The organism is Leucobacter sp. CX87 (assembly GCF_018682295.1).
GTDB lineage: Bacteria > Actinomycetota > Actinomycetes > Actinomycetales > Microbacteriaceae > Cx-87.
On record NZ_JAFIRI010000004.1, the window covers coordinates 313,381 to 336,177 of the forward strand.

Genomic DNA, 22,797 nt, shown 5'->3' on the forward strand with positions numbered 1-22,797 from the left:
AGGAAAGCGAGATCGAAATGGACTGGAGTAGTTTGGGTCAAGCGACGACGCTTTCCGTGCCCGACCGGCTGTCGATCGACCTTGAGCGCCTCATCCTGGACGGCTCACTCGCCGCGGGCGAGCGACTGCCAGCCGAGCGCGACTTGGCCGAGCACCTCGGGGTTTCCCGCGTCTCGGTGCGGCAGGCGCTGCACGAGCTCGAGACGCGAGGCCTCATCGACCGTAAGCCGGGCCGCGGCACGATCGTGCTGAGCCCGGAGGAGCACGCGTCGGTGCCCGCAGGGTTCGGCAAGTATCAGATCGAGGAGGGCGAGCTCGGCGACATCATGGAGCTGCGCGCCATTATCGAGCCCCCGATCGCGCGCATCACCGCGGCCCGGGCCAGCGTGCGCGATCTCACCCAGCTCGAGGAGCTTGTCCGCGCGATGGAGCAGGACATCTCGAAGGAGCGCTACTCCGAACTCGACCGGGCGTTCCACCAGGCCATCGCGCAGTACACCCACAACCCGCTGCTGGCGCTCCTGACCGAACAGATCGCGAACGAGATCGCCCCGAGCCGCGCGAACCGGTACCAGACGAAGGCCCGGCGGGCGGCGTCCAGCGCGGCTCACCGTCGCATTTACGAGGCGATCGCCGCCGGTGACGGCGACCTGGCCGAGACCGAAGCCCGCACGCACGTCATCTCGATCAGCCAGCAGATCAACGAAGCCGCGCGCGCCGCCGCCGCGAAGAACGGAGCCACCGCATGAGCACCCTGACCCACCCCCGCGGCGCGATCTCGACGTCGCACCACCTCGCGACCGAGGCCGGAGCTGCCGCGCTCGAGGCTGGGGGCAACGCGATCGACGCCGCGCTCGCCGCCGCCGCAGCGCTGTGCGTCGTCTACCCGAACAACGTGGCGCTCGGCGGCGACCTCGTCGCGCTCGTGAGGAGCCCCGACGGCGTCGTCCGCTTCCTCAACGCGACCGGCACCGCGCCCGCGAACCAGACACTCGAGGCGCTGCGCGAGCGGCACGGCGAGCAGCTTCCGCTGCGCGGGATCGACACGGTGACCGTGCCCGGCGGCGTTTGCGGGTGGAACTCGCTGCACCAATACGGCGCCACCCGCGACTGGGCGCAGCACTTCGACGCCGCGATCCGGTACGCGGCCGACGGCGTGCCGACCGCGAGTTCCGTGGCCGACGCGCTCATCGAGAACCGCGACTTCTTCTCGCAGGATCCCGGCGCAAGCGACATCTTCTACCCGGGCGGCGAGCCGCTGGCCGAGGGTGCTCCGCTCGCGCAACCCGCGCTCGCGGACTCGCTGCGAAGCCTCGCTGAGGGGGGATCCGCCGAGTTCTACACGGGCGAGCTCGCCCAGAAGTGGATCGCGGGCCTCGCTGCCCTCGGCTCGGAGATTACGCTGGCCGACGCCGACGACTACTCCGCCTATTGGGGCGAGCCACTCGCAGGCGCATTCGGGGAGCACCGGGTGTTCACGGGGCCGCCGAATACCTCGGGGTTCATGCTGTTGCGTGCGCTGCGCGCAATCGAGGCGGGCATCGACGACCCCCTCGGCGCCGGCGCCGGCGCGCTCGCGCGCGTCTTCGCGGAGAGCAACGCGGTCCGCGCGGCTGAGCTCGCAGACCCGGAGTTCGGCGGCAAGACCGGCGAGGAACTCATCGCCATGACCGCCCCACCCCACCCGCTTCCCGGACGGCCGAAGCCCTCGGGCGACACCGTCGGCCTGAGCGCGGTGAGTGCGGACGGCTGGGCCATCTCGCTCATTAACTCGGTCTACTACGGCTTCGGCGCCGGCATCGTCGAGCCGAGCACCGGGATCCTGTTCCAAAACCGGGGCACCTCGTTCTCGCTCGACCCTGCCTCGCCGAACGCGTTCGCGCCGGGCAAGCGCCCGCGCCACACGCTCATGCCCGTGCTCGTGATGCGCGGCGACGAGCTGGCCTGGGTTCCGTCGACGATGGGCGGGTCCGCGCAGCCGCAGATCCATACCCAGCTGTTGCTGCGCTCGCTCGCCGGCGCCACCCCGGCCGAGGCGACCGACGCACCGCGCTGGGTGGTTGAGGAGCCGAAGGCGGACGGCACCGTCGTGGTGACCGTGGAATCGGACGTGCCCGCCGAGGTACAAGAGCTCATCGCCGCCTCCGGGTTCACGCTCGACGTCGTGCCGACGTACAGTGAAGACTTGGGGCACTCAAACCTCATCCGCATCGACGCGAACGGGTACTCGGCCGCGAGTGACCCGCGTTCAAACGGGTCTGCGCAGGTCGTGCCGGGCGAGACGGGCTGAGTGCGCCCCGCACCGAGCCTCCTATTCGCTTCGCACTGAATTGAGATGTACCCCGCATGAACCAGACTTCTCGCCCCGGCTTCTTCCCCCTCCTGCTGCTCGGTATCGCCGCCGGCACGCTCTCCGGACTCTTTGGGATCGGCGGCGGCGTCATCATCGTGCCCGCGCTCGCCCTCCTGCTCTACATGCCCCAGCGACTCGCGGCGGGCACCTCGGTGGCCGCGATCCTGCCGGCAGCGGTCGTCGGCGCGATCACCTATGGAATTCAGGGGCAGGTTGACTGGATCGCCGGGGCGCTGCTTGCCGTCGGCATCATCGTGGGAGCGCAGGTCGGCAGCCACCTGCTGTCGAAGCTGCCGGTACGCATGCTCCAGTGGCTCTTCCTGGGCTTCCTGCTCGTCGTCATCGTGAGCCTCTGGTTCGTCGTGCCGCAGCGCGGCGACGTGATGGACCTGACCGTCATCTCGGTGCCCGGCCTGATCGTGACCGGCTTCCTCACGGGTGTGCTTTCGGGCCTGCTGGGGGTGGGCGGTGGCGTCATCGTGGTGCCGGTGCTCATGTTCTTCTTCGGCGCGAGCGATCTCATTGCGAAGGGCACCTCGCTGTTCATGATGATCCCCGGTTCGATCTCGGGCACGTTCGCCAACTTCCGGCGGAAGAACGTCGACCTGCGGGCGGCCGCCATCGTCGGTGTCGCCGCGAGCGCGTTTTCGCCGGTCGGCGCGATCATCGCGGGAAGCATCGAGCCGCAGGTCTCGAACATCGCGTTCTCGGTCTTCCTGGTCTTCATCTTCGCGCAGCTGCTGTGGAAGCTGATCCAGGCGAAGCGACAGGAACAGCAGGGAAAGTAGCGGCATCGGCGGGGTGGGCACCGGCGCATTCGAGCGCTGATCTGGGACACTGGGTCCATGCACGAGCGCGCCGGAACCCCTGCCCTGCCCGAAGACCTCATCGATCTTGAGGCGCTTCTCGCGGCCTATACGGACGTCACCCCCGACCCGGCGATCGCTGCCCAGCGGGTCGTGTTTGGCACCTCGGGGCACCGAGGCAGCTCGCTCTCTGCCTCGTTCAATGAGGCGCACATCGTCGCGATCTGCGTCGCGATCGCCGAGTACCGGGCAGGCCAGGGCATCTCCGGCCCCCTCTTTCTCGGCGCCGACACGCACCCGCTCTCGGCCCCGGCCGAGCACACTGCCCGCGAGGTGCTCTCCGCCGCGGGCGTGCACGTGCTCGCGCGCTCCGGTTCGGGCGACGAGATTTACGTGCCCACCCCCGCGGTGAGCCGGGCGATCCTGGCACACAACCGGGCGCGCGCGACCGACGACCCGGGGCGCGCCGACGGAATCGTGGTGACCCCGAGCCATAACCCGCCGCGCGACGGCGGCTTCAAGTACAACCCCCCGCACGGCGGCCCCGCCGACTCCGACGCGACGAACTGGATCGCCGCGCGCGCGAATGAACTGCTCGAGGCAGGCGTCGAGGCGGTGCCCCGCTCGGGCACGCACGGTGTGATCGGCACTCCGGTCGGCCGCGCCGACTTCCTCGGCGACTACGTCGACGCGCTGGGCGACGTCATCAACCTCGACGCGATCCGGTCGGCCGGCGTGCGCATCGGCGCGCACCCGCTGGGTGGGGCGAGCGTCGCGTACTGGGCCGCGATCCGCGACCGGCACGAGCTGAACCTCACGGTGCTCGGCCCGGGTGTCGACCCGCGTTGGTCGTTCATGACGCTCGACTGGGACGGCAAGATCCGCATGGATCCCTCGTCGCCCAACGCGATGGCGTCAGTGCTCGAGCACCAACAGCGCTTCGATGTCGTCACCGCGAACGACGCCGACGCCGACCGGCACGGCATCGTCACGCCCGACGGCGGGCTGATGAACCCGAATCACTTCCTCGCGGTCGCGATCGACTACCTGCTGCAGCACCGCCCCGATTGGCCCGTGGAGTCGGCGATCGGGAAGACCCTGGTGTCGTCGGCGATGATCGATCGAGTGGTCGCGATGCACGGGCGTCGCCTGCTCGAAGTGCCCGTGGGCTTCAAGTGGTTTGTCCCCGGCCTCGCCGACGGCTCGGTCATGTTCGGCGGGGAGGAGAGCGCCGGCGCCTCCTTCCTCTGCTTCGACGGATCCGCGTGGAGCACCGACAAGGACGGGATCCTGCTGGCGCTGCTGGCCGCGGAGATCCGCGCGGTCACCGGTCAGTCGCCGTCCGAGCGCTACCGCGAACTGGCCGCGAAGCTCGGCGAACCCGCGTATGCGCGCGTCGACGCGGCGGCGACCCCCGCCCAGAAGAAGCGCCTTGCGGGGCTCTCGGCGGCGGACATCGCCGACACCGAGCTCGCGGGTGACCCCATCACGGCGATCATGACGGAAGCGCCGAGCGGCGACCCGATCGGCGGGCTCAAGGTGCAGACCGAACACGCCTGGTTCGCCGCGCGCCCCTCGGGCACCGAGGACGTGTACAAGATTTACGCCGAGTCGTTCCGCGGCCCGCAGCACCTCGCCCAGGTGCAGGAGGCGGCGCGCGAGATCGTGTCGCGCGCGCTCGCGAGCTAGAGCGGGCAACTGCCCGATACGCTGAACTCATGTCCGATCACGTGAACCCCGCCCGCCGCCGCTACAGCTACCTGGGCCCGGCCGGCACGTTTACGGAGGCCGCCCTCGCGCAGGTGCCCGAGGCCGTCGGCCAGGACTGGCACCCGGTCGCGAACGTCGGAGAGGCGCTCGCCGACGTCGTCTCGGGGGCGAGCGATGCCGCGATGATCGCGATCGAGAACTCGGTCGACGGAGGGGTGACGGTCGCGCAGGACGCGCTCGCGACGATCCCGGGCCTGCGTATCATCGGCGAGTACCTCGTGCCCGTGCGCTTCCTGCTCGTCGCCCGACCCGGCACAACTCTCGAGGAGGCCAGCGTCGTCGCCGCGCACCCGGTCGCCTACGGGCAGACCCGCAACTGGCTCGACGCGAACACCCCGGGCCACCGGCACATCCCGGCGTCGTCGAACGTGCAGGCCGCGGCCGACCTCTTCGAGGATTCCGGAGTCAACGCCGCCGTCGCGCCCCCCGGCATCGTCGATCACTACGACGTCGACGTGCTCGCGACCGGCATCGGCGACAACCCGAACGCCATGACGCGCTTTGTCCTCGTCTCGCGCACGGCCCCGATCGGCACTCCCACGGGGGCCGACAAGACGAGCCTCATCGTCGAGTTGCCTGAGGACCGCGCCGGTGCGCTGCTCGAGCTCCTCGAACAGTTCGCGACCCGCGGCGTCAACCTGACGCTGCTTGCGTCGCGCCCGATCGGCGACCGGATGGGCCGCTACCGCTTCGTCATCGACGCCGAGGGGCATGTGCTCGACGAACGTGTGGCCGACGCGCTGCTCGGCGTGAAGCGGTTCAGCCCGCTCGTCGTGTTCCTGGGCTCCTACCCCCGCGCCGACAAGCTGCCGGCGACGATTCGCTCGCAGCAGGACGACGACACGTTCCGCGACGCCCGCGACTGGCTGCGTGGCGTGATCGAGGGCACGGCCGACGGCCTGAACTAGCGTCCGGGCGGGGTTCGGTTTGCCGCGCCCAGCAGTCCCCGCCGTCCCGAAGATGCACCCCTTCGGCAGGGTGTTGAGCCGAAACACCCTGCCGAAGGGGTGCATTCTGCGGCGCGGAGCCGCTCGGCTCACGCACGCAAAGCAGCCCACGCCCGCGGCACGCACACTTCCCCATTGCGCACTATTGCGCACTGCGTAGTAGTGTGTGAACCGTAAAGCGCAGCAACAAGCCGCGACGACGCCGCGCGAAGGGAACCGGATGGACACCACGCAACTCCTCAAGGGGGTGCTCGACGCCGCAGTGCTCGCGGTCGTGCAACACGAGGACGGCTACGGCTACGACATCTTGCGCCGCCTGCGCGATGCCGGGCTCGACCAGGTCGGCGACGCCTCGGTGTACGGCACACTGCGCCGGCTCTACGCCGCGGGGGCCCTGTCCACTTACGTCGTCCCCTCGGACGGCGGGCCGCACCGCAAGTACTACAGTATGACGCCGGCCGGCGAGGAACTGCTCGAGCAGCAGCGCACCGACTGGTCGCGATTCTCAGACACCCTGGGCTCCCTCCTCGGGACCGCCTCGCTCACGACGGGAGACCCCGCATGACTATTACGCCCACCACCCCACTCCCTCAGGGCAGCCACGCGGTCGCCGCCCTCGCCTTCATCGAGGAAATCCGGCGCCAGTGCGCCGACCTGCCGGCCGAGGAGATCGACGAGCTGACTGACGGGCTCGGCGCCGACCTCGTCGATCGCCTCTGCGAGGGAGCGGATCTCGGCGACCCGGCCGAGTACGCCGCCGAGCTGCGCGCCGCCGCCGGGCTGCCCCCGAAGGGTAATGAGAAGAAGCGAGCCAGCCTGCGCGACGCGTGGTCCGCAGCTCAGCGCTGGTGGGTCGCGACTCCCCGGCGTCGGGGCGTCGCCGACTTCATGGTGACGCTGACCCCGGTCTGGTGGGTCGCCCGCGGCCTCATGGTCGGGCTCGTGTTCACGGTCCTGTTCCGTGGGCTGGGCCTCCTGACGCTGCTGCTGACCGCCGCCGCAGTGGTGATCAGCGTGCAGTGGGGTCGAGGCCGCTGGCAGCCGAACGGCTTCATTGTCTTCCTGCGACGAGCGTCCTCGGTGGGAGCGGTGATTGCACTCGTCCCGGCCTCGTTCATGATGCTCGGGAGCTGGTTCGCCATCGGTGGCCAAGCAGAAGCCAGCGAGCCGTGGGTGCCGCCGGGGCTCGTGGCTGACGGAGTTCCCGTCGAGAACGTGTTCGCATATGACTGCGCGGGCAATCCAATCGACGGGGTGCAGCTTTTCGACGCGGAGGGCCAGCCGCTCAACGCTGACGAAAATATGTCTACTTGGGACGAGGTCGCGCAGCAGGACTTCCCGATGGTGCCAAACGCTCTCGCGTCTCGGCCGGACGCGTGGAACGTTTTCCCGCTCGCGGAACAGGGCCGATTCGGGCCCACCAAGCCGCCGTTCGCGAAGGCTTCGGCGCTCAGTCATGACTGCCCGTTAGATCAGCCCGAAGCCGAAGTCGCAGCGAAGGGCGCAACGGCCGGCGCCGGCGCTGAGGGGCAGCCCGAGGCGACGCCGGAGGCGGAGTGACCCGCGAGGCCGGGGGAGCGTTTCACCGCGCCCCGGCCGCTACCGGAGTCCCGCAGCCGGAGGGATATGCCCCCGTCGCGGGAGATCTCGACCCGGCAGGATCCTGCCCGCCCGCCGCGGAAGCTCAGCCCAGCTGAACCTTGTCGGCCCAGCCCGGGAGCACCCGCAGGCGGAGCGCCCCGGGGTCGACGTTGCCGCGCACCGCGAGGGCCTCGCCGAAGTCATCGCCGTCGAGCTGCACGGGTTCGGGCTTCGCGACCGTCAGCGAAAAGGTGCGCGCCTGCAAGTAGGTGACGTGCCGGGTGTCGCTCACGAGGTTGATGATCTTGCGGCCCGTCTTTGATTTCCGCAGCACCCCGTTCTCCCAGCTGAGCTTGCTCCAAATATGGAGCCATGAGAAGGGGCCGAGCGGGCGCAGGGCAACGACATCGAGCACGCCGTCGTCGATCTTCGCATCGGGGATCAGTAGGACGCCCCCTGGCAGCAGGCCGCAGTTGCCGATCATCACGGTGTACACCGTCAGGGGTTTCTCGGGCGAGCCGTTGACGGAGTAGCGCACCTTCAGCGCGGCGTCTTTGATCATGGTGCGCAGGCCAGCATCGACATACGCGAGCCAGCCGACACGTCGCTTGAGATTGCTTCGCGTGAGCGAGATGGCGCGCGCGTCGAGCCCCATGCCCGCCAGCACGAGGAAGACGTGTTCGTCCTCCGTCCCATCGGGACGTACGATCGTGGCGACGCCGAGGTCGAGCGGTCGATTCACCCCATGGAACGCGGCGCGCACCGCCTCTTCGAGGTCATTGAGCGGGGCTCCGATGTTCCGTGCCAGCAGGTTCCCCGTGCCCTGAGGGATCACGGCGAGCGCCGTCTCGCTGTCGCGTAGGCCCTCCGCGACCGCGCGCACCGTCCCATCGCCGCCCGCGGCGAGCACGACGCTTGCCCCGCTTTTCGCCGCTGTGCGTGCCGCCGAGAGCCCGGCGTCCTCCGCCGCGGTCTCGACCCACTCGGTCGGGGCCCATCCCGCAGCCGCCTCCTGGTGGTCCACCGCGACGCGCAGCTGGGCCAGGTTCGTCTTCAGCGGGTGGTACACAACGACCGCTCGGGGGAGGGTGTTGAAGCGTGGTTCTGGCATGGGGCCAGGGTAGCGCCCGCGCGCTCGAATAGACTGCATTGTGTGATCGATCCCACTCTCCTCCGCACTGACCCCGATGCCGTCAAGCGCTCGCAGCGCGCCCGAGGAAACGACGAGTCGGTGGTTGACCGCGCGATAGCCGCGGACGACGCGCGTCGTGCCGCCCTCAGCGAGTATGAGACGCTGCGCGCCGAACAAAATCAGTTCGGCAAGAAGGTCGCAAAGGCATCCAAGGACGAGCGCACGGTGCTGCTCGCCCGCGCCTCCGATCTCGCGGCGCAGGTGAAGGCGGCCAACGTGCGTGCGGGCGAGGCTGAGGCCGCGTTCGCCGACATCGCCCTCACGATCGAGAACGTCGTGATCGATGCTGTCCCTGCCGGCGGCGAGGAGAACTTCGTCACACTGCGCGAGGTCGGCGAGATCCCGAGCTTCGACTTTGAGGCCCGCGACCACCTGCAGATTGGCGAGGCACTCGGCGCGATCGATATGGAGCGCGGCGCGAAGGTGTCTGGCGCTCGCTTCTACTTCCTCCGTGGCATCGGCGCGCGCCTCGAGCTCGCGATCATGCAGATGGCGCTGAACCAGGCGCTCGAGCACGGCTTCATCCCGCTCATCACGCCGACGCTCGTCAAGCCCGAGATCATGCGCGGCACCGGCTTCCTGGGTGAGCACTCCGACGAGGTGTACCGCCTCGCCGAGGACGACCTCTACCTCACGGGCACGAGCGAGGTGGCGCTTGCCGGGTACCATTCCGACGAAATCCTTGACCTCACGCGTGGGCCGATCCGCTACGCCGGCTGGTCCACCTGCTACCGCCGCGAGGCGGGTTCGCACGGCAAGGACACCCGCGGGATCCTGCGCGTGCACCAGTTCAACAAGCTCGAGATGTTCGTCTACACGACGCCCGCCGAGGCCGAGGCCGAGCACGATCGCCTCGTCGCCTGGCAGGAAGCGATGCTGCAGGCGCTGGGCCTCAGCTACCGCGTCATCGACGTCGCCGCGGGCGACCTCGGTTCGAGCGCTGCCCGCAAGTTCGACATCGAGGCGTGGGTGCCGACCCAGGGTGCGTACCGCGAACTCACCTCGACGAGCAACTGCACGAGCTACCAGGCTCGCCGTCTGAAGACGCGCTTCCGTAACGAAGACGGCAAGTCCGAGATGGTGGCGACGCTGAACGGCACCCTCGCGACCACCCGCTGGATCGTCGCGATCTTGGAGACCCACCAGCAGGCGGACGGCAGCGTGCGCGTTCCCGAGGCGCTGCGCCCGTACCTGGGTGGCCTCGAGGTGCTCGTGCCCGAGGGTGCTATGACCGCCGCTGGGAGCGCCTCCGAGTGACCCGCCTGATTGCGCTCGACCTCGACGGCACCGTTCTCTTCCATGACGGCACGTTCGATCCCAGGATCGCGGAGGTACTGCGTCTGCTCGAGGCCGCGGGCCACGAGATCGTCATCGCAACAGGCCGATCGGTGGACGCGACGCTCCCCATCGTTGAGCAGCTGAAGATTAAGCCGCGCTGGGTCGTCGCCTGCAACGGCGCGGTCGTGCTCGCGCGCGACCCGCTGGCAAACCGCGGCTACCGCGTCGAGTATTCCGAGACGTTCGACACGACCGAGGTACTCACACGCATCCGCACCCACCTGCTCACGGCGCGCTACGCGATCGAGGATGCGGACGGGTTGTTCCTCTATACCGAGGCGATCCCGGACGCGACGTTGCCGACGCGCAAGCGTCAGGTCCCGTTCGAGCAGCTGCTCGGCGTGCAGGCGACGCGAGTCGTCGTCGTGTCGCCCGACCACCAGCTCGAGGAATTCCTCAGAGTCGTCGAGAAGATGGGACTGTCGAGCGTCTCGTACGCTATCGGCTGGACCGCGTGGCTCGACATCGCGCCGGACGGCGTGACGAAGGCCTCGGCGCTTGAGCGCATCCTTGCGCGGCTCGAGATTCCGCGCGACCGCGTGCTCGCGGCCGGCGATGGCCGCAACGACATTCAGATGCTCGAGTGGGCCGCCCACCGAGGCGTCGCCGTCGCGATGGGGCAGGCCCCGGCGGACGTCAAGGCGGTCGCGAACCACGTCACGGGCACGGTCGAAGACGGCGGACTTGCCGCCGCGCTTGAGGCCGAGTTTCCGGAGATTCTCGCACCCCGCTAAGATTCCACGTGGAGGGTTGTCCGAGCGGCCGAAGGAGCTTGTCTTGAAAACAAGTGGGCGGAAACGCCTCAGGAGTTCGAATCTCCTACCCTCCGCCAAGTGAATCGTTCCCCGGTGCCAGGTGCACCGGGGAACGTTATTCTCGCCGCGAATGCGCAGGCTCTTCAAAGGGGGCACCCAGCGCTGCGGGGTAGCGTCGTCCTGCGAGGTTTGCGAACCGCGGCCTCGCCGCATACTTTTTCACGAGGAAGCAGGATTGATGGCGAAGCACCCGAAGGACGCCTCCGCGCGTCGATCGAATGTGCGCCACGGGCGCCAGCATCGGTCGAACGCGTGGATGAACGGCCTCCGCGTGGTCGCCACCACGGCCCTCGTGCTCGTGCTCAGCGGCGTATCGGTCGCCGCCTACGCGGTGTGGGATCTTGCGAATAAGGTGCAGACCGTCGACCTCGGCACGAAGGTCCCTGACGCCGCCCAGGTAGGGTCTGAGGCGGTGGAGGGCGAGCTCAACATCCTGCTCGTGGGCTCGGACAGCCGCGCCGGACAGTCACTCGACGACGGCGAGGAGGGCGAGCTCAACGACGTCACGATGCTGCTGCACGTATCGGCCGATCACCAGAACGCGACCGTCATCAGCTTCCCCCGCGACCTCATGGTGCCGGTCCCCAGCTGCACCGGTCCGGAAGGCGAAGAGGACTACTACCCCGCGGCAAGCGAACGCCAGTTCAACACCACGCTCGGTCAGGGCGGTCTGTCTTGCGTGGTCGAGACGGTCTCGGAGCTCACCGGCCTCGTAATTCCCTACGGTGGCGTCGTTACCTTCGACGGCGTGATCAACATCTCGAACGCCGTCGGCGGCGTGGACGTTTGTCTCACGGCTCCGATTGACGACCCCTACACCGGCCTGGTGCTGCCCGCCGGCGAGAACACCCTCGTGGGCGTTGAAGCCCTGCAGTTCCTGCGCACGCGCCACGGAGTCGGCGACGGCGGCGACACGAGCCGCATCAGTAACCAGCAGATCTTCATGTCGAGCATGGTGCGCAAGCTCAAGAGCGCCGAGACGCTGTCTGACCCGATGAAGGTGTACGGCCTGGCGAAGGCCGCCGTCGAGAACATGACGCTCTCGAGCGGATTCACCTCAATCTCGATGATGCAGCAGGTCGCGTCGACCCTCAAGAACATCGATCTCAACAACATCAACTTCGTGCAGTTCCCGAACTACACGCACCCGTATCAGGCAGGTCGCCTGGCCCCGGACATGGCATCGGCACAAACCATGATGGACCTGTTGCGGGCAGGCCAGCCGATCACCGTGTCGGCCACCGGTGAAGCGGTCGAGGTCGTCGGCGGCGAGGTCGCACCGGTTGACCCGAACGCCGTTGCCCCCGTCGAGGGTGAGCCGGTCGAACCGGTGGCTCCACCTGCGGGTGCCCTGCCTGAGAACATCACAGGCCAGTCCGCCGCGACGGTGACCTGTTCGCAGGGGCGCACACAGTTCTAGCCAGTATCGCAAGCGGGGTGGTCCTTCTGGGTCGCCCCGCTTGCGTTCGCGGGCGGCGCGCGGGTTAGGGTTAAGTCGTTCCGCGATGGGGCGTGACCCCGATGGGGTGCGCCTGCAACGGCGGGACGTCCGCATCTAGGGCTGAGGAGCCTCATGAAGTTCTTGCGCTCAATGCCGTTGCTCGTCTGGGTCGTCGTCGCGATTGTCCTGGGAATCGTGACCGGTCCGGTCATGCCCAGCTGGCTCGGCGGCGTCTTCCTGACCTACAACTCGATCTTCTCCGGGTTCCTGAGCTTCACCGTTCCCCTCATCATCCTCGGCCTCGTGACGCCGGCGATCGCCGAGCTCGGCAAGGGCGCCGGTAAGTGGTTGGGAGTCACCGCCGCGCTCGCCTACGGCTCGACCGTCCTCGCCGGCCTCCTCGCCTACTTCGTCAGCCGGTGGCTTTTCGCCCCGAGCCTGGCTGGCGGCGGGCTCGAAGCGCTGAGCGAGGGCTCCGGATCCGGCTTCTCGCCGTACATCACCCTCACCACCGGCGGAAGCGACTCCGCGACGGCCATCGTGCTGATGCCGGTCATCGACGTCATGAGCGCCCTCGTGCTCGCCTTCGTCGTTGGCATCGGCCTCACCAGCTTCCGCAGTCGCGTCATCTTCCGCGGTGCCGTCGAGTTCCGCACCATCATCGAGGCGCTCATCCGCCGCGTGATCGTGCCGGCGCTCCCCCTGTTCATCTTCGGCATCTTCATGGACCTCTCGGCCAGTGGCTCGGCCATCACCGTCGTGACGAAGTTCGTCGTCGTGGTGTTGGTCTCGTTCGGGCTGACGCTCGTCGTGCTGCTCGTGCAGTACTCGATCGCAGGTGCAATGTCGGGCGTAAACCCGCTCAAGGCCCTGTGGAACATGCGCGACGCATACTTCACTGCGCTCGGCACCTCGTCGTCGGCGGCGACCATCCCGGTCACGTTGGCCTCGACGAAGAAGAACGGGGTTGCCGATGCGGTGGCCGGCTTCGTCGTACCGCTGTGCGCGACGATTCACCTGTCCGGCTCGATGGTGAAGATCACCTGTTTCTCGATCGCGGTGCTGCTGCTTACCGGCGGCGACGTCTCGTTCGCGAGTTACTTCCCGTTCATCCTCATGCTCGGCGTGATGATGATTGCGGCCCCCGGCGTCCCTGGCGGCGCGATCGCCGCCGCCGCTGGGCTGCTCGTGCAGATGCTCGGCTTTGGCGACATCGAGGTGGGCCTCATGTTCGCCGCGTACATCGCCCTCGACAGCTTCGGCACCGCGACCAACGTCACCGGTGACGGGGCCCTCGCGATGATCGTCAACAGACTCACACGGGGCAAGCTCGGCGCGCAGGCGCAGGACGAGGCAGACGAGGACATCGACCCGCTCGAGGGCGACGTCGTAGCGCAGCACTCGCTGCCGAAGCCGTAGCTCGCGGGCGGGGGCAGGCTAGTGGTTGTTCAGCACTGCCCACGCGATCAGGCTGTCGATCCGGCGCACATCGGCTCCCTTGCCGAGTTTGACCTTGATGTGTCCGGCTCTCGTCCACAGTTCGATTTCGCCGTCGCGATCGAGGATGCCTCCAGCGTTCTCGCTCGACCACATGTTGATGGAGCTGTACGGGAGCGAGTAGATCTCGACCTTCTTGCCGGACATACCTTGAGCATCACGAACGATAAGTCGCTTGGTCGTGAACGTCGCAGAATCCCGGAACGTTTGGAACGAGGCGACCGGCTGTTCGCCTTCGGCCAGCATCGTCAGGATGTCATTCGGGGTCGCGATTTCACTACGCAGCGTCCAGGCCAGAATTGGTGCGGTCTCCACAGATTTACTCCTGAGTTTTGTGGGCCCGCGGTTCGGTCCCGATGCTTGCAACCGTACACAGCAAGAGCATGGTCGCCCGGCGCCGGGGCGTGACCTACGGTTGAAGGAGGAAGCGCTGGCGGCACTGCCCGCCTATGCGCCCTGCATTTCCGAACATTCCTTAAGGGAGAACACTGCATGAGCCTCGTCAGACTCAATGACGTCAGCGTCCGCTACGAGAACGCGCAGATCCTGCGCGAGGCGTTCTTCCGCCTCGAAGATAAGGATCGCGTCGGGCTCATCGGTCGCAACGGATCGGGCAAGACGACGCTGCTGAAGCTGGTGCTCGACCAGGTGCAGCCTGACTCGGGCACCGTGAGTGTCGACGCCGGCACCCGGATCGGGTACTTCTCGCAGTTCTCTGAGCTCAACGGCGAGGCTACGATCACCGAGGTGCTCGACGGGCTCTTCGACGAGGTGCACGCCGTCGAGAAGGAGCTCGCCGAGATCGAGGCGGCAATCGCCGCGATGCCCGCCGACTTCGACGAGCTCATCCACCGCCAGTCCGAGCTGTTCACTGAGATGGACCGGCTCGACGGCTGGGACTATCACCGCAAGATCGACCAGGCGCTGACGACCCTCGGGTTCGACGAGGCGCGACGGGTCTGCTCCATCGATCAGCTTTCGGGAGGGTGGCGCAACCGCGCCGCCCTCGCGAAGATCCTGCTCGAAGACCCCGACGTGCTGCTGCTGGACGAGCCGACCAACTTCCTCGATGTCGCTGGTGTCGAGTGGCTCGAATCCTGGTTCCGCGACTTTAAGGGCGCCGCGATCATCGTGTCGCATGACCGCAAGTTCCTCGACGCGGTGGCGAACCGCATCATCGAGGTCGAGAATTACCACCTGCACGAGTACTCCGGGAACTTCGGCGCGTACATCATTGAGAAGCAGTTCCGGCTGAAGACGCTCGAGTCGCAGTTCGTGCATGAGTCCGAGCTGCTCGCCTTCGAAGCCGAGGGCATCGCCGACCGACGAGAGGCGGCAAAGGGCGGGAGCAAGAAGCTGGGCAAGCAGCTCTCGAATATCAAGAAGTCGCGCGCGCCCCGCCCGGTCGACCAGATCATCACCGAGATCTACGGCGGGCTGCACGTCAAGGATGTGCTGTGCCGCGTGAACGGGCTGGGGAAGGCGTACGGCGAGCATCTCTTGTTCGAAGGTCTCAGCTTTGAGGTGCGCCGGGGCAACCGGATCGTCGTGCTCGGCGCGAACGGCTCGGGCAAGAGCACCCTGCTGCGCGTGCTGACTGGCGAAGAGCAGGCCGACGCCGGCGACGTTGCCTGGGCGTCAGGCGCGAAGGTCGTCTCCTACAACCAGGTGCTCGAAGACCTCGACCCAGACGACACCGTCACGCACTCCGTGAACGCGATGCCCGATAGCCTCGCGCTGACGGCGACGCGGAAGTCAGTGGGGCGCTTTCTTTCGATGTTCCAGTTCTCTGAGGCCGACCTCAAAAAGCGGATCCGCGAGCTTTCGGGCGGCCAGCGCGCCCGCGTGGCAATGGCGCAGTGCCTCTTGTCCGGCGCCTCAGTGCTGCTGCTCGACGAGCCCACGAACCACCTGGACCTCGCGAGCACGCAGGTGATGGAGCGCGCGCTCGTGCACTTCCCCGGGGCGGTCGTCGTGGTCAGCCATGACCGTTTCTTCACGGACAAGGTCGCGAACCACGCCCTCGTGTTCGGCGCGGAGGGCGCCGCCGTCGGCGAGATCGAGGTTCGGGCGGCGTAGGGACGTGGTTCCCTCAGCGGGCAGCGGGCCAAGATGCGTTTTCGCAAACTCATAGCCTTGATGCTCGATGACCAGCGGGATGAGGCGTTCGAGCGCATGGAGTGATGTGCCGTCTACCGGGAGCGGCTCTTCCGGGAAGTCGCCCTCGGAGAGATTCATGTCCAGGAACGGTCCGAGCGCCTCGGAGCGTGCCCAAAACATGGCACCGACCGGGAAATCGAAGTGCGTGGGGATGTCGATTCTCGTCGAGAGTTCGGGAGCTAAACGCCCCAGCCAGTCAGGCACAAACTCGCGATTTCCATCCCAATCGGGCAGGCGACGATCCTCGGGGGCAACCAGCCCGAGGGTGGGGGACGCCGAGAAATCTGCGACAATCTGATCTGCAAACGCAGTACCGTCGCCGACGAGATGCGTCCACATGTGCCGACGCCACTGCTCGCCGACGTCGGTCGGGGCATGCGGGCTGCGCTTGCCGTGTACGTGGAGGACAAGGTCATGCTCGCGCGCCAACGCGGCCACAGGTCCCCTCAAGAGTGCCGAGAGGTTTCTACCGCGGTTGGGCACCACAAAGACGTTCGAGTTCCCACCAGCTGGGTGGGCGCGGAGTATCTCTTCGAGCTCGCGTGCGGCATCGGGCGAGTGGGTCGTCAGGGCGAGTGTCCTTGGCCGCGAGTTCATCGCGAGCAGATCGAGCAGCTCGACCGCAAGGCCGGGGTAGAAGAAGTGCCCATGGATCAAGACGCGCAGGTCCGTCTCTGCGACGGCGCACGGCTCCGTGGGCCGGATGAGTCGCCGGCTCCACCGGCCGGCCGGCTCGCCGTTCTGTAGATAGTGGGCGAGAGGATCGCGCCCGTCGTCGGGAAAGTTGGGTGCTGACTCGGCGTATGCGAGCGGGTGAAACCCCGCGCGGGGCCGGATCAGGCCGACGGGTCCGGTCGGCCTCCGGAGCGGCGTCAGTGCACGAATCTGCCGGAGATAGTCCTGTGCAAGTTGGGCGCGGTCGTTCCCCGAGTCGCCGGTCGCGTAGGCAGCGTCGAAGCCGCCCGGGCCGAGCAGCACCGCCAGGTCCTCGTCGCTTCGGGCCGCTGCGCGCGCGGCACGAAGTCCCAGCGCCTCGGCCGTCGCGGCGTAGGAGAAACGGTCTGCCTGTGTCGCGTCGCGTCGCGGGGGCGGTCCAGCCACCCCATGAACGTCAACCACAGGAACACCCTCGTGCGTGAGCGCGGTGGCGACTGGGTGTTGAGACGCTGCGAGGGTGAGTGCGTACTGAGGTGTGGTCGCTGCCGCGATCTCCGCGGCGAATGCGCGCAAATCATCTTCCACGCGGCCCATTCGACTTCCGAGCACCACCAGCATGCTGGGTTCAACCGCTCCCCAAACGAGCTGTGGCGCATCGGATTCGACGACGACAACGACATTGTTGGTCAGGGAGAGCCGTTCCACGATTGAAACGCACTCACTGCCGATGTCGGGCGAGAGATCGCCGAGCACGAGCACAAGCACGTTTTCCCGATCCGCATCCAGGTCTCGTCTGACGACGATGGCGCTGCGCAGAGGCGAGAGCGAGGTGCGACCTTCCGCCCGGCCGAATTGCACATAGTGCGCGTGCAACTCAAGGTCGTCTAAGAGATCCAGGCTTGGGTAGCAGCGCCGATAGTGATCCGGGTCCAGCAGCCACTCATTCGGCAGGATCGGCACTGGTGCTGGGATGGCTGTGGCGGTGGGTGGGGTCACCGTGCGCGCAACGGCGAACTGCCAGCGCCCGCGCGAGATCGTGCTGATGCTCGCGTTCCACGCCCGGCGCACTGCCCTCAGCGGCTGGGTGACGCGCCAGGACAGCGTGCGATGGAGCGCCTCGATCTCGGCCTGCAGATGTGCTGCGTGGTGCGCGTGCCGGATCCGTGCGCCCTCGATATCGTGCGCGATCTGATGCACCGAGGTCGAGAAGTCCCGCAGGGCGGACTCGCTCAGCTCTCGGGCACGGCGTTCGACCTCGTCTCGATAGGCCTGGGCTTCGCGGGCCGCATCGGACTCGCGCGCGGCTCGCTCGAGTGCGCCCAGTTGGGCGCGCAGTCCTGCTACCTCGCTCACGTGCTCCGCCGCTTCGACCGAAGCTTGTGCTTCCTGCATTGCCCGCTGAGCGCGTACTGCCTCCAACTCGGCGTGTGCGGCATCGAGCGAGGCGTGGAGGGCGTCGATATCAGCGCGGAGAGCGTCGTTGTCGGCCGACAAGCCCGAGACCCAGCGGCGCGCGGGTTCGGGCACGGAGTCGAGCGCAGGGGGCTTCATTGCGGGGATACCTCACACCAAGGAACGGAGAATGCTCCTTCTCGCGGATGCCGACGGCGCGAATCGTCGACGCTTCACGTGAAAGGTGCGTAGATGAGCGTAGTCGAATTTGCTCCAACTGAGTACAACATTAGATTGGTGCCAGCGAGGCGTCCTGAGTAAGCATCGGAGCCGCGCGGACAGCGTGCGCCACGGCGTCGATCGCCTGCTGTGTGACGCGACCGTGCAGCGGGATCGCCAGCACACTCGCCGCTACCCGATCGAGATCCGCCCGTTCGCCGCCGATCAGCGGAACCCGCGAGTATCGCTGGTTCTCTGCTGTCAGCGCAGGAAACCGTCGCCCAGCGATTCCTCGCTGTGCGAGATCTGCGAGCAACTGTTCCTGGTCGTCAGGATCACAGCGAATCGCTTCCATCACGAGGGCTCGGGGGCAGCCAGGCGCGTGCGGGCGAACGCGCTCTGACGCTTCCACCACTCCTTGGTACGCGTCGCGCGTGGCCCGCCTGGACTGGATCTCCCTCGCCAACCCGGCGTGCACGGCCAAGCCGAGCGCCGCGCTGAGCTCTGACAGCTTTCCGTTGGTGCCCGGGGTGAGCGCACGGTCGCCCACGAGTCCGAAATTGCGGGCGAGGGACAAGCGCTCCGCGAATTCAGGATCGCTGGTCGTCACCAAGCCGCCCTCGCCCGTGTGCATGAGCTTTGTGGCGTGAAGCGAGTACGCCGCAGCCGAGCCGCGCGCACTGATCTCGGGGAGGCCATACGCGTGCGCAGCATCGTAGACAATGGCGAGTCCGGCGGCCGCTGCGATGTCGTCGAGCTCGGGATCGGCCGCGATCCCGAAGAGATGCACCGGCAGGATCGCGACGGTGCGCGGCCCAATCGCCAGGTACGCGGCATCGGCGGCAAGGTTCAGTGTCACCGGATCGACTCCGGCGAAGACGGGGACAAGCCCAGCCGCTTCAATAGCGTGTACGGTCGCCGGGAAGGTGAGGGGACTTGTGATGACCTCGCCGCCGCGCGGGAGATCGCATGCGAGCAGCGCCAGCGTCAGAGCGGTGGTTCCCGACGCGGTGGTCAGGGCGCAGGCGCTGCCGAGATCCTGCGAGAGGGCGTGCTCGAGTTCGCGAACCGTGGCTCCACCGTTCGTCCATCGACCCGACGCGGTGATGGCGCCGATGAGCTGGTGCAGGATCGCGAGGTCGGGAGCAACCGGCTGCCCCAGAGTGATCACGCGCGAACCGGGCGCGCGGCGAGGATCTCGCTCCAGCGGCGAATGGAGAGCGCGCCTGGTCCCGAGACCGTCTGCCCTGGCCGGACGTCCCTGCCGACGATGGCCCCGGCATCGACGCGGGCCCCGTCCCCGATCACCAGGGGGCGATTGATCGTGCCATTCTTGATGATTGCTCCGGCCCCGATGAAGACGTCGCGTCCGATCTGCACATGCCCGAGCACCCGCGAGCCGAACGCGAGGGTGGAAAAGTCGCCGACGGTGACGTCGTGAGCGATCATGTCCGCGAGCCCGATGACGCCGTCTCCGAGCCGCGTCGACAATGCGAGCCGGGTCGTGCTCGAGATGAAGGATCCGGTGCCGACGACCGCCTGCGGGTGCACCAGGTGGGGCAGGCCTCGAGAGCCCAGGATCGGGACGCCGTGGTCCACCAGCCGTTGGTACAGCGTGCGCCGCAATGCTGGGTCGTGGACCGAGAGCACCACGCCGACATCCTCGAGCGTGAGGGCCTCTGCGAACGAGTAGATCGGGAGTCCCGGTTCGACGATGCGTCGCGGATCGCGCACGTCATCGATGTATCCCATGAACTCGATTCCGGGTCCCGCCTGGTGTTGCAGGTCGAAAGCCACCTGCGACCCGGTGCCGCCCGCGCCGTAGCAAAGCATCCGGCTCGGCAAGAAACCGGTTGAACTCTGCAGCATCTGCTTAGGCTAGCCACCGTCCAGTATTCTTGTCCAGTGACCAACGACGATCCTTCCACGACTCCCGGAGCTATTCTCGCCGGGCAGGAGTTCTTCGACGCGAATTGGTACCGCGCCACCTACCCCGATACCGCGGGGACCGACCCTTGGCAGCATTTCGTGGACTTCGGAGATGGCGAGCGGCGCTCACCAGGCCCCGGATTTGACGCCAATTTCTACGCGAGTACGTACTTGCCGCTCGAAGCGGGTGGCGCGCTGCGGCACTACCTCGAAGAGGGCCGCGAGGCCGGATTTTTGCCTCTACCTCGGGAGTATTCGGCGAGCGAAAGCCGAGACGCGATGCGGCAGGCTCTTGCCGGCCTGAGTAGCCCGGTCGTGCTCATTGGGAATGACGCGCAGCAGGCCGGGGCACCGCTGCTGCTGTTGGAAATCGCTCGACATCTGCGCGCGCGTGGGTACTCGCCCGTCATCTTGCTGCTGCGCGCCGGACCTCTTCTCCCGGCGTACACAGCCGTAGGCCCCACGTTGATTCTTGCCGAGGGGTACGACATTGCTGGCCTCGGGCACGCACTGGCGCCCGAGACATTTGTTGTGGGAAACACCGCGCTGAGCGCTCCGGTGCGCGTGGCGCTGGGCTCCGATCTGCCGGGCGGCATTCTTGTCCATGAGATGCCAGAGTTCTTGATGCGTGAGGGGTTGATCGAGGACGTGGGACGGTCGCCTCTCGTCGTGGCGTCGTTTCCGAACATCGCCAGTGGACTCATTGGTCGGCTTCCCCGGTCACGCGTAGTTTCGATCCAGCCGGGGCTGCTGCACGTATCCGTCGGGCCACAAAGCACTGCGCGAGTGCGCGACCGAATCAGTGCCTCCCTGGGGTCGTCCCACCCGATCTTCCTCGGGGCCGGGTACGCCGACAGCCGGAAGGGGTTCGACCGGTTTGTCGCTGCGGCACAGGCCATCCGTGCGCGGGAGCCGGCGGCCGGGTTCATCTGGCTGGGCGAGCTCAGCGCGTGGGCGCGCGGCATTGCCGACAGCGCGATCGCGGATGGGCTGCCGTTGATGCTCCCCGGGTTCCGTGCCGATGCAGCGGCCTGGTACGACAACGCCGACGTCTATCTGCTCACCTCCCGGCAGGATCCCGGCCCGACCACCGCAGTCGATGCCGCCCGTCGCGGGACGCCGTTCGTCGCTGCTCCGGGTGATCTGGGCTTGCAGAGTCTTCGATCGGTGTTCGAAGAGGTCGGAACGTTCTGCGAAACGGACGACGAGCTGGCCGGGCGAGCGCTTGAGGTCGCTCAGGGTGAGACGGCTGCTGCTCGCGATCGTCGAGCATCGGTCATTGAACAGTACGCGAGCTTCCCGCGGTACGTTGACGACCTGTTGGAGGCGCTGTACCCACAGAAGTAATTCTGGGCGGCTACGGACGTCCGTCGACGTAGCGGTACTGGAACCAGCCGCGGTACTGCATCACGACGCCCACGATCGGGTTCTTGATGACGACGTCGATCGTCCGCCGATGACGCTTCGAGTCGTACCCGTCCTCCACGTGTGCGCTGACCCCGAGGAGCCGAGGCAGCCGCATCCGCGTGCCGCCTACGCGTACATGGGTGCTTCGCGAAGAAATCACCAGGTTGCCCTGCGGCGATGCCACGCAGGTCAAGACGAGGCAGAGCCGCCTCGATGCGCCGAGGTAGTTGATGAGTGTGCCGGGGGAGTCACCCGCCTCGAGCACGTCGCGAAACTGCTGCGGACCATCCGAGAAGTGGAACGTGCGCAGCGCCTCGAGCCGCATCCGCCCGTCGGCGCCCACGGCCGGAGTGTTGACGATCGTGAACGGCACGTTTCGGTCGATCCGGGTCATGAGCAGGTCTCGCCCTACGAACGGGCGAAGCAGCGTCATCAGACGCCCAAACCGCGCCCCGGCGATCTCGAAGACCCCCTCGCCGACCCCATGAGCGCCCGTGGACTGGGGCGTCGCAGCCGGCCCCGCGACGTATTCGTATACCTCTGGCCGCAGGCGCGCGGCATCCGGCCCAAGCGCCTCGAGGAACACGGAATTGCGCGGCACCTACTGGCTCGCTTGGAACGTCGGGGACGGATCCGTGGCTTCTAAATCGGCAGGCAGACAGTCGCTGTCGATGTCGACCACGATGTGGGGGTAATCGACGCCGATGTCGCCCTCGTAATAGAAAATCGTCTGCATGTCGTAGACGCCGAAGTTCTCGTGCCAGGCGGAGATGCCCAATGCGTTCACACCGACCGAATCGGTGGTGAAATCGAACTCTTCGATATCTGACCAACCACGGGACTCGAGCCACGCACTGAGCCCATCGATCACGGCTACGGCGGTCTCCGCGTCTGCAGGGGACTGGGCCGGTTCCGAGGAGAACCAGGATCCATAGAAGGCGTAGGTGTCGGGGGCGTCGCAGGGGCTCAGGATATTTCCGCCGAGCGGCGGCGCCCAGTCGTCGTCTTGGATGAATGCGAGCAGCGCCTCCGCCTCGTCGGCGACTGCCCGATTGTGAATCTCGGCCGGCTGCACCGAGTCGTTCTTTCCCGTGGCGTCCTCGGCGAACTTCGCCGCCAGAGCAGTCAGCGAGCAGGCGCTCAGCGAGGACATGAGCGCGACTGCGGTTGCCGCGGAAAGCGCTCGCCGCAGGAGGGGTCGAATTCGCATACTCAGAGCCTACCCAGCGGGACGGCGCCCGAATGGGCCCCAAAACGAAAACAGCCCCTCAGTGGGAAACCCAGGTGAGGGGC

At 67.4% G+C, this 22,797-nt stretch carries 19 protein-coding genes, 1 tRNA gene and 1 pseudogene; 14 read left to right on the top strand and 7 right to left on the bottom strand.

All coding sequences use genetic code 11. The features are described 5' to 3' along the window. The first annotated feature begins 17 nt into the window (after nucleotides 1-17). The 7 genes from KOE53_RS06945 to KOE53_RS06975 all read left to right on the top strand — a co-directional run bounded on the left by KOE53_RS06945 (nucleotide 18) and on the right by KOE53_RS06975 (nucleotide 7,436). A complete protein-coding gene (locus tag KOE53_RS06945) occupies nucleotides 18-749 on the top strand; it encodes a FadR/GntR family transcriptional regulator (RefSeq protein WP_188057893.1) in 732 nt (243 codons plus the stop codon). Then, the gene (locus tag KOE53_RS06950) at nucleotides 746-2,290 is read left to right on the top strand and encodes a gamma-glutamyltransferase family protein (RefSeq protein ID WP_188057894.1); all 1,545 of its coding nucleotides are present in this window, start codon (nucleotides 746-748) and stop codon (nucleotides 2,288-2,290) included. The genes KOE53_RS06945 and KOE53_RS06950 overlap by 4 nt, the downstream gene beginning before the upstream one ends. Before the next feature lie 56 nt (nucleotides 2,291-2,346). Next, complete coding sequence (locus KOE53_RS06955; protein WP_188045229.1) at nucleotides 2,347-3,141, top strand: sulfite exporter TauE/SafE family protein; 795 nt, start codon at nucleotides 2,347-2,349, stop codon at nucleotides 3,139-3,141. A 57-nt stretch (nucleotides 3,142-3,198) separates the two neighbouring features. Beyond that, nucleotides 3,199-4,848: a phosphoglucomutase (alpha-D-glucose-1,6-bisphosphate-dependent) gene (gene pgm / locus KOE53_RS06960; RefSeq protein WP_188057895.1), complete on the top strand. Its 1,650-nt coding sequence runs from the start codon at nucleotides 3,199-3,201 to the stop codon at nucleotides 4,846-4,848. Nucleotides 4,849-4,877: 29 nt separating this feature from the next. Next, on the top strand, nucleotides 4,878-5,837 hold the full coding sequence (gene pheA, locus KOE53_RS06965; protein WP_188057896.1) for a prephenate dehydratase: 960 nt from the start codon (nucleotides 4,878-4,880) through the stop codon (nucleotides 5,835-5,837). A gap of 259 nt (nucleotides 5,838-6,096) precedes the next feature. Further along, complete coding sequence (locus KOE53_RS06970) at nucleotides 6,097-6,441, top strand: PadR family transcriptional regulator (protein ID WP_188057897.1); 345 nt, start codon at nucleotides 6,097-6,099, stop codon at nucleotides 6,439-6,441. Then, nucleotides 6,438-7,436: a hypothetical protein gene (locus tag KOE53_RS06975; RefSeq protein ID WP_188057898.1), complete on the top strand. Its 999-nt coding sequence runs from the start codon at nucleotides 6,438-6,440 to the stop codon at nucleotides 7,434-7,436. The genes KOE53_RS06970 and KOE53_RS06975 overlap by 4 nt, the downstream gene beginning before the upstream one ends. A gap of 124 nt (nucleotides 7,437-7,560) precedes the next feature. Here the strand turns inward: KOE53_RS06975 and KOE53_RS06980 are convergent, their stop codons facing one another. Continuing rightward, a complete protein-coding gene (locus KOE53_RS06980; RefSeq protein ID WP_188057899.1) occupies nucleotides 7,561-8,568 on the bottom strand; it encodes a diacylglycerol/lipid kinase family protein in 1,008 nt (335 codons plus the stop codon). Nucleotides 8,569-8,610: 42 nt separating this feature from the next. On the opposite strand from KOE53_RS06980, the gene serS reads away from it, so the two are divergent. The 5 genes from serS (at nucleotide 8,611) to KOE53_RS07005 (ending at nucleotide 13,662) form a co-directional block, all read left to right on the top strand. Next, nucleotides 8,611-9,906 carry a serine--tRNA ligase gene (gene serS, locus KOE53_RS06985; RefSeq protein ID WP_188057900.1) on the top strand — a complete coding sequence of 432 codons (1,296 nt, stop codon included), beginning with the start codon at nucleotides 8,611-8,613 and terminating at the stop codon, nucleotides 9,904-9,906. Beyond that, on the top strand, nucleotides 9,903-10,721 hold the full coding sequence (locus tag KOE53_RS06990; protein WP_188045236.1) for an HAD family hydrolase: 819 nt from the start codon (nucleotides 9,903-9,905) through the stop codon (nucleotides 10,719-10,721). Before serS ends, KOE53_RS06990 begins: the two co-directional genes overlap by 4 nt. Before the next feature lie 10 nt (nucleotides 10,722-10,731). Beyond that, nucleotides 10,732-10,819, top strand: a tRNA-Ser gene (locus KOE53_RS06995). 161 nt (nucleotides 10,820-10,980) lie between these two features. Continuing rightward, on the top strand, nucleotides 10,981-12,222 hold the full coding sequence (locus KOE53_RS07000) for an LCP family protein (RefSeq protein WP_188057901.1): 1,242 nt from the start codon (nucleotides 10,981-10,983) through the stop codon (nucleotides 12,220-12,222). Nucleotides 12,223-12,375: 153 nt separating this feature from the next. Further along, nucleotides 12,376-13,662, top strand: coding sequence for a dicarboxylate/amino acid:cation symporter (locus tag KOE53_RS07005; RefSeq protein WP_188057902.1), 1,287 nt, complete (start codon nucleotides 12,376-12,378; stop codon nucleotides 13,660-13,662). A gap of 18 nt (nucleotides 13,663-13,680) precedes the next feature. Here the strand turns inward: KOE53_RS07005 and KOE53_RS07010 are convergent, their stop codons facing one another. Further along, the gene (locus KOE53_RS07010; RefSeq protein ID WP_188057903.1) at nucleotides 13,681-14,055 is read right to left on the bottom strand and encodes a PH domain-containing protein; all 375 of its coding nucleotides are present in this window, start codon (nucleotides 14,053-14,055) and stop codon (nucleotides 13,681-13,683) included. Nucleotides 14,056-14,232: 177 nt separating this feature from the next. On the opposite strand from KOE53_RS07010, the gene KOE53_RS07015 reads away from it, so the two are divergent. Next, nucleotides 14,233-15,819 carry an ABC-F family ATP-binding cassette domain-containing protein gene (locus KOE53_RS07015; RefSeq protein ID WP_188057904.1) on the top strand — a complete coding sequence of 529 codons (1,587 nt, stop codon included), beginning with the start codon at nucleotides 14,233-14,235 and terminating at the stop codon, nucleotides 15,817-15,819. A gap of 84 nt (nucleotides 15,820-15,903) precedes the next feature. Here KOE53_RS07015 and KOE53_RS13820 read toward each other — a convergent pair. The 3 genes and pseudogenes from KOE53_RS13820 to KOE53_RS07025 form a co-directional block, all read right to left on the bottom strand. Beyond that, nucleotides 15,904-18,108 (bottom strand): annotated as a pseudogene (locus KOE53_RS13820) (rhamnan synthesis F family protein); the annotation flags it as partial. A gap of 130 nt (nucleotides 18,109-18,238) precedes the next feature. Further along, a complete protein-coding gene (locus tag KOE53_RS07020) occupies nucleotides 18,239-19,339 on the bottom strand; it encodes a DegT/DnrJ/EryC1/StrS family aminotransferase (RefSeq protein WP_188057905.1) in 1,101 nt (366 codons plus the stop codon). After that, nucleotides 19,336-20,037 (bottom strand): LbetaH domain-containing protein, encoded by a 702-nt coding sequence (locus KOE53_RS07025; protein ID WP_188057906.1) that lies wholly within the window; start codon nucleotides 20,035-20,037, stop codon nucleotides 19,336-19,338. Before KOE53_RS07025 ends, KOE53_RS07020 begins: the two co-directional genes overlap by 4 nt. A gap of 36 nt (nucleotides 20,038-20,073) precedes the next feature. Between KOE53_RS07025 and KOE53_RS13825 the strand changes: the two genes are divergently transcribed. Next, nucleotides 20,074-21,444: a glycosyltransferase gene (locus KOE53_RS13825; RefSeq protein ID WP_188057907.1), complete on the top strand. Its 1,371-nt coding sequence runs from the start codon at nucleotides 20,074-20,076 to the stop codon at nucleotides 21,442-21,444. A gap of 10 nt (nucleotides 21,445-21,454) precedes the next feature. Here KOE53_RS13825 and KOE53_RS07035 read toward each other — a convergent pair whose 3' ends face one another. Together KOE53_RS07035 and KOE53_RS07040 are read right to left on the bottom strand one after the other, a co-directional pair. Beyond that, a complete protein-coding gene (locus tag KOE53_RS07035; RefSeq protein ID WP_188057908.1) occupies nucleotides 21,455-22,105 on the bottom strand; it encodes a DUF4166 domain-containing protein in 651 nt (216 codons plus the stop codon). Beyond that, a complete protein-coding gene (locus tag KOE53_RS07040; RefSeq protein WP_188057909.1) occupies nucleotides 22,106-22,714 on the bottom strand; it encodes a hypothetical protein in 609 nt (202 codons plus the stop codon). It abuts the gene before it with no gap. Nucleotides 22,715-22,797: the final 83 nt, after the last annotated feature.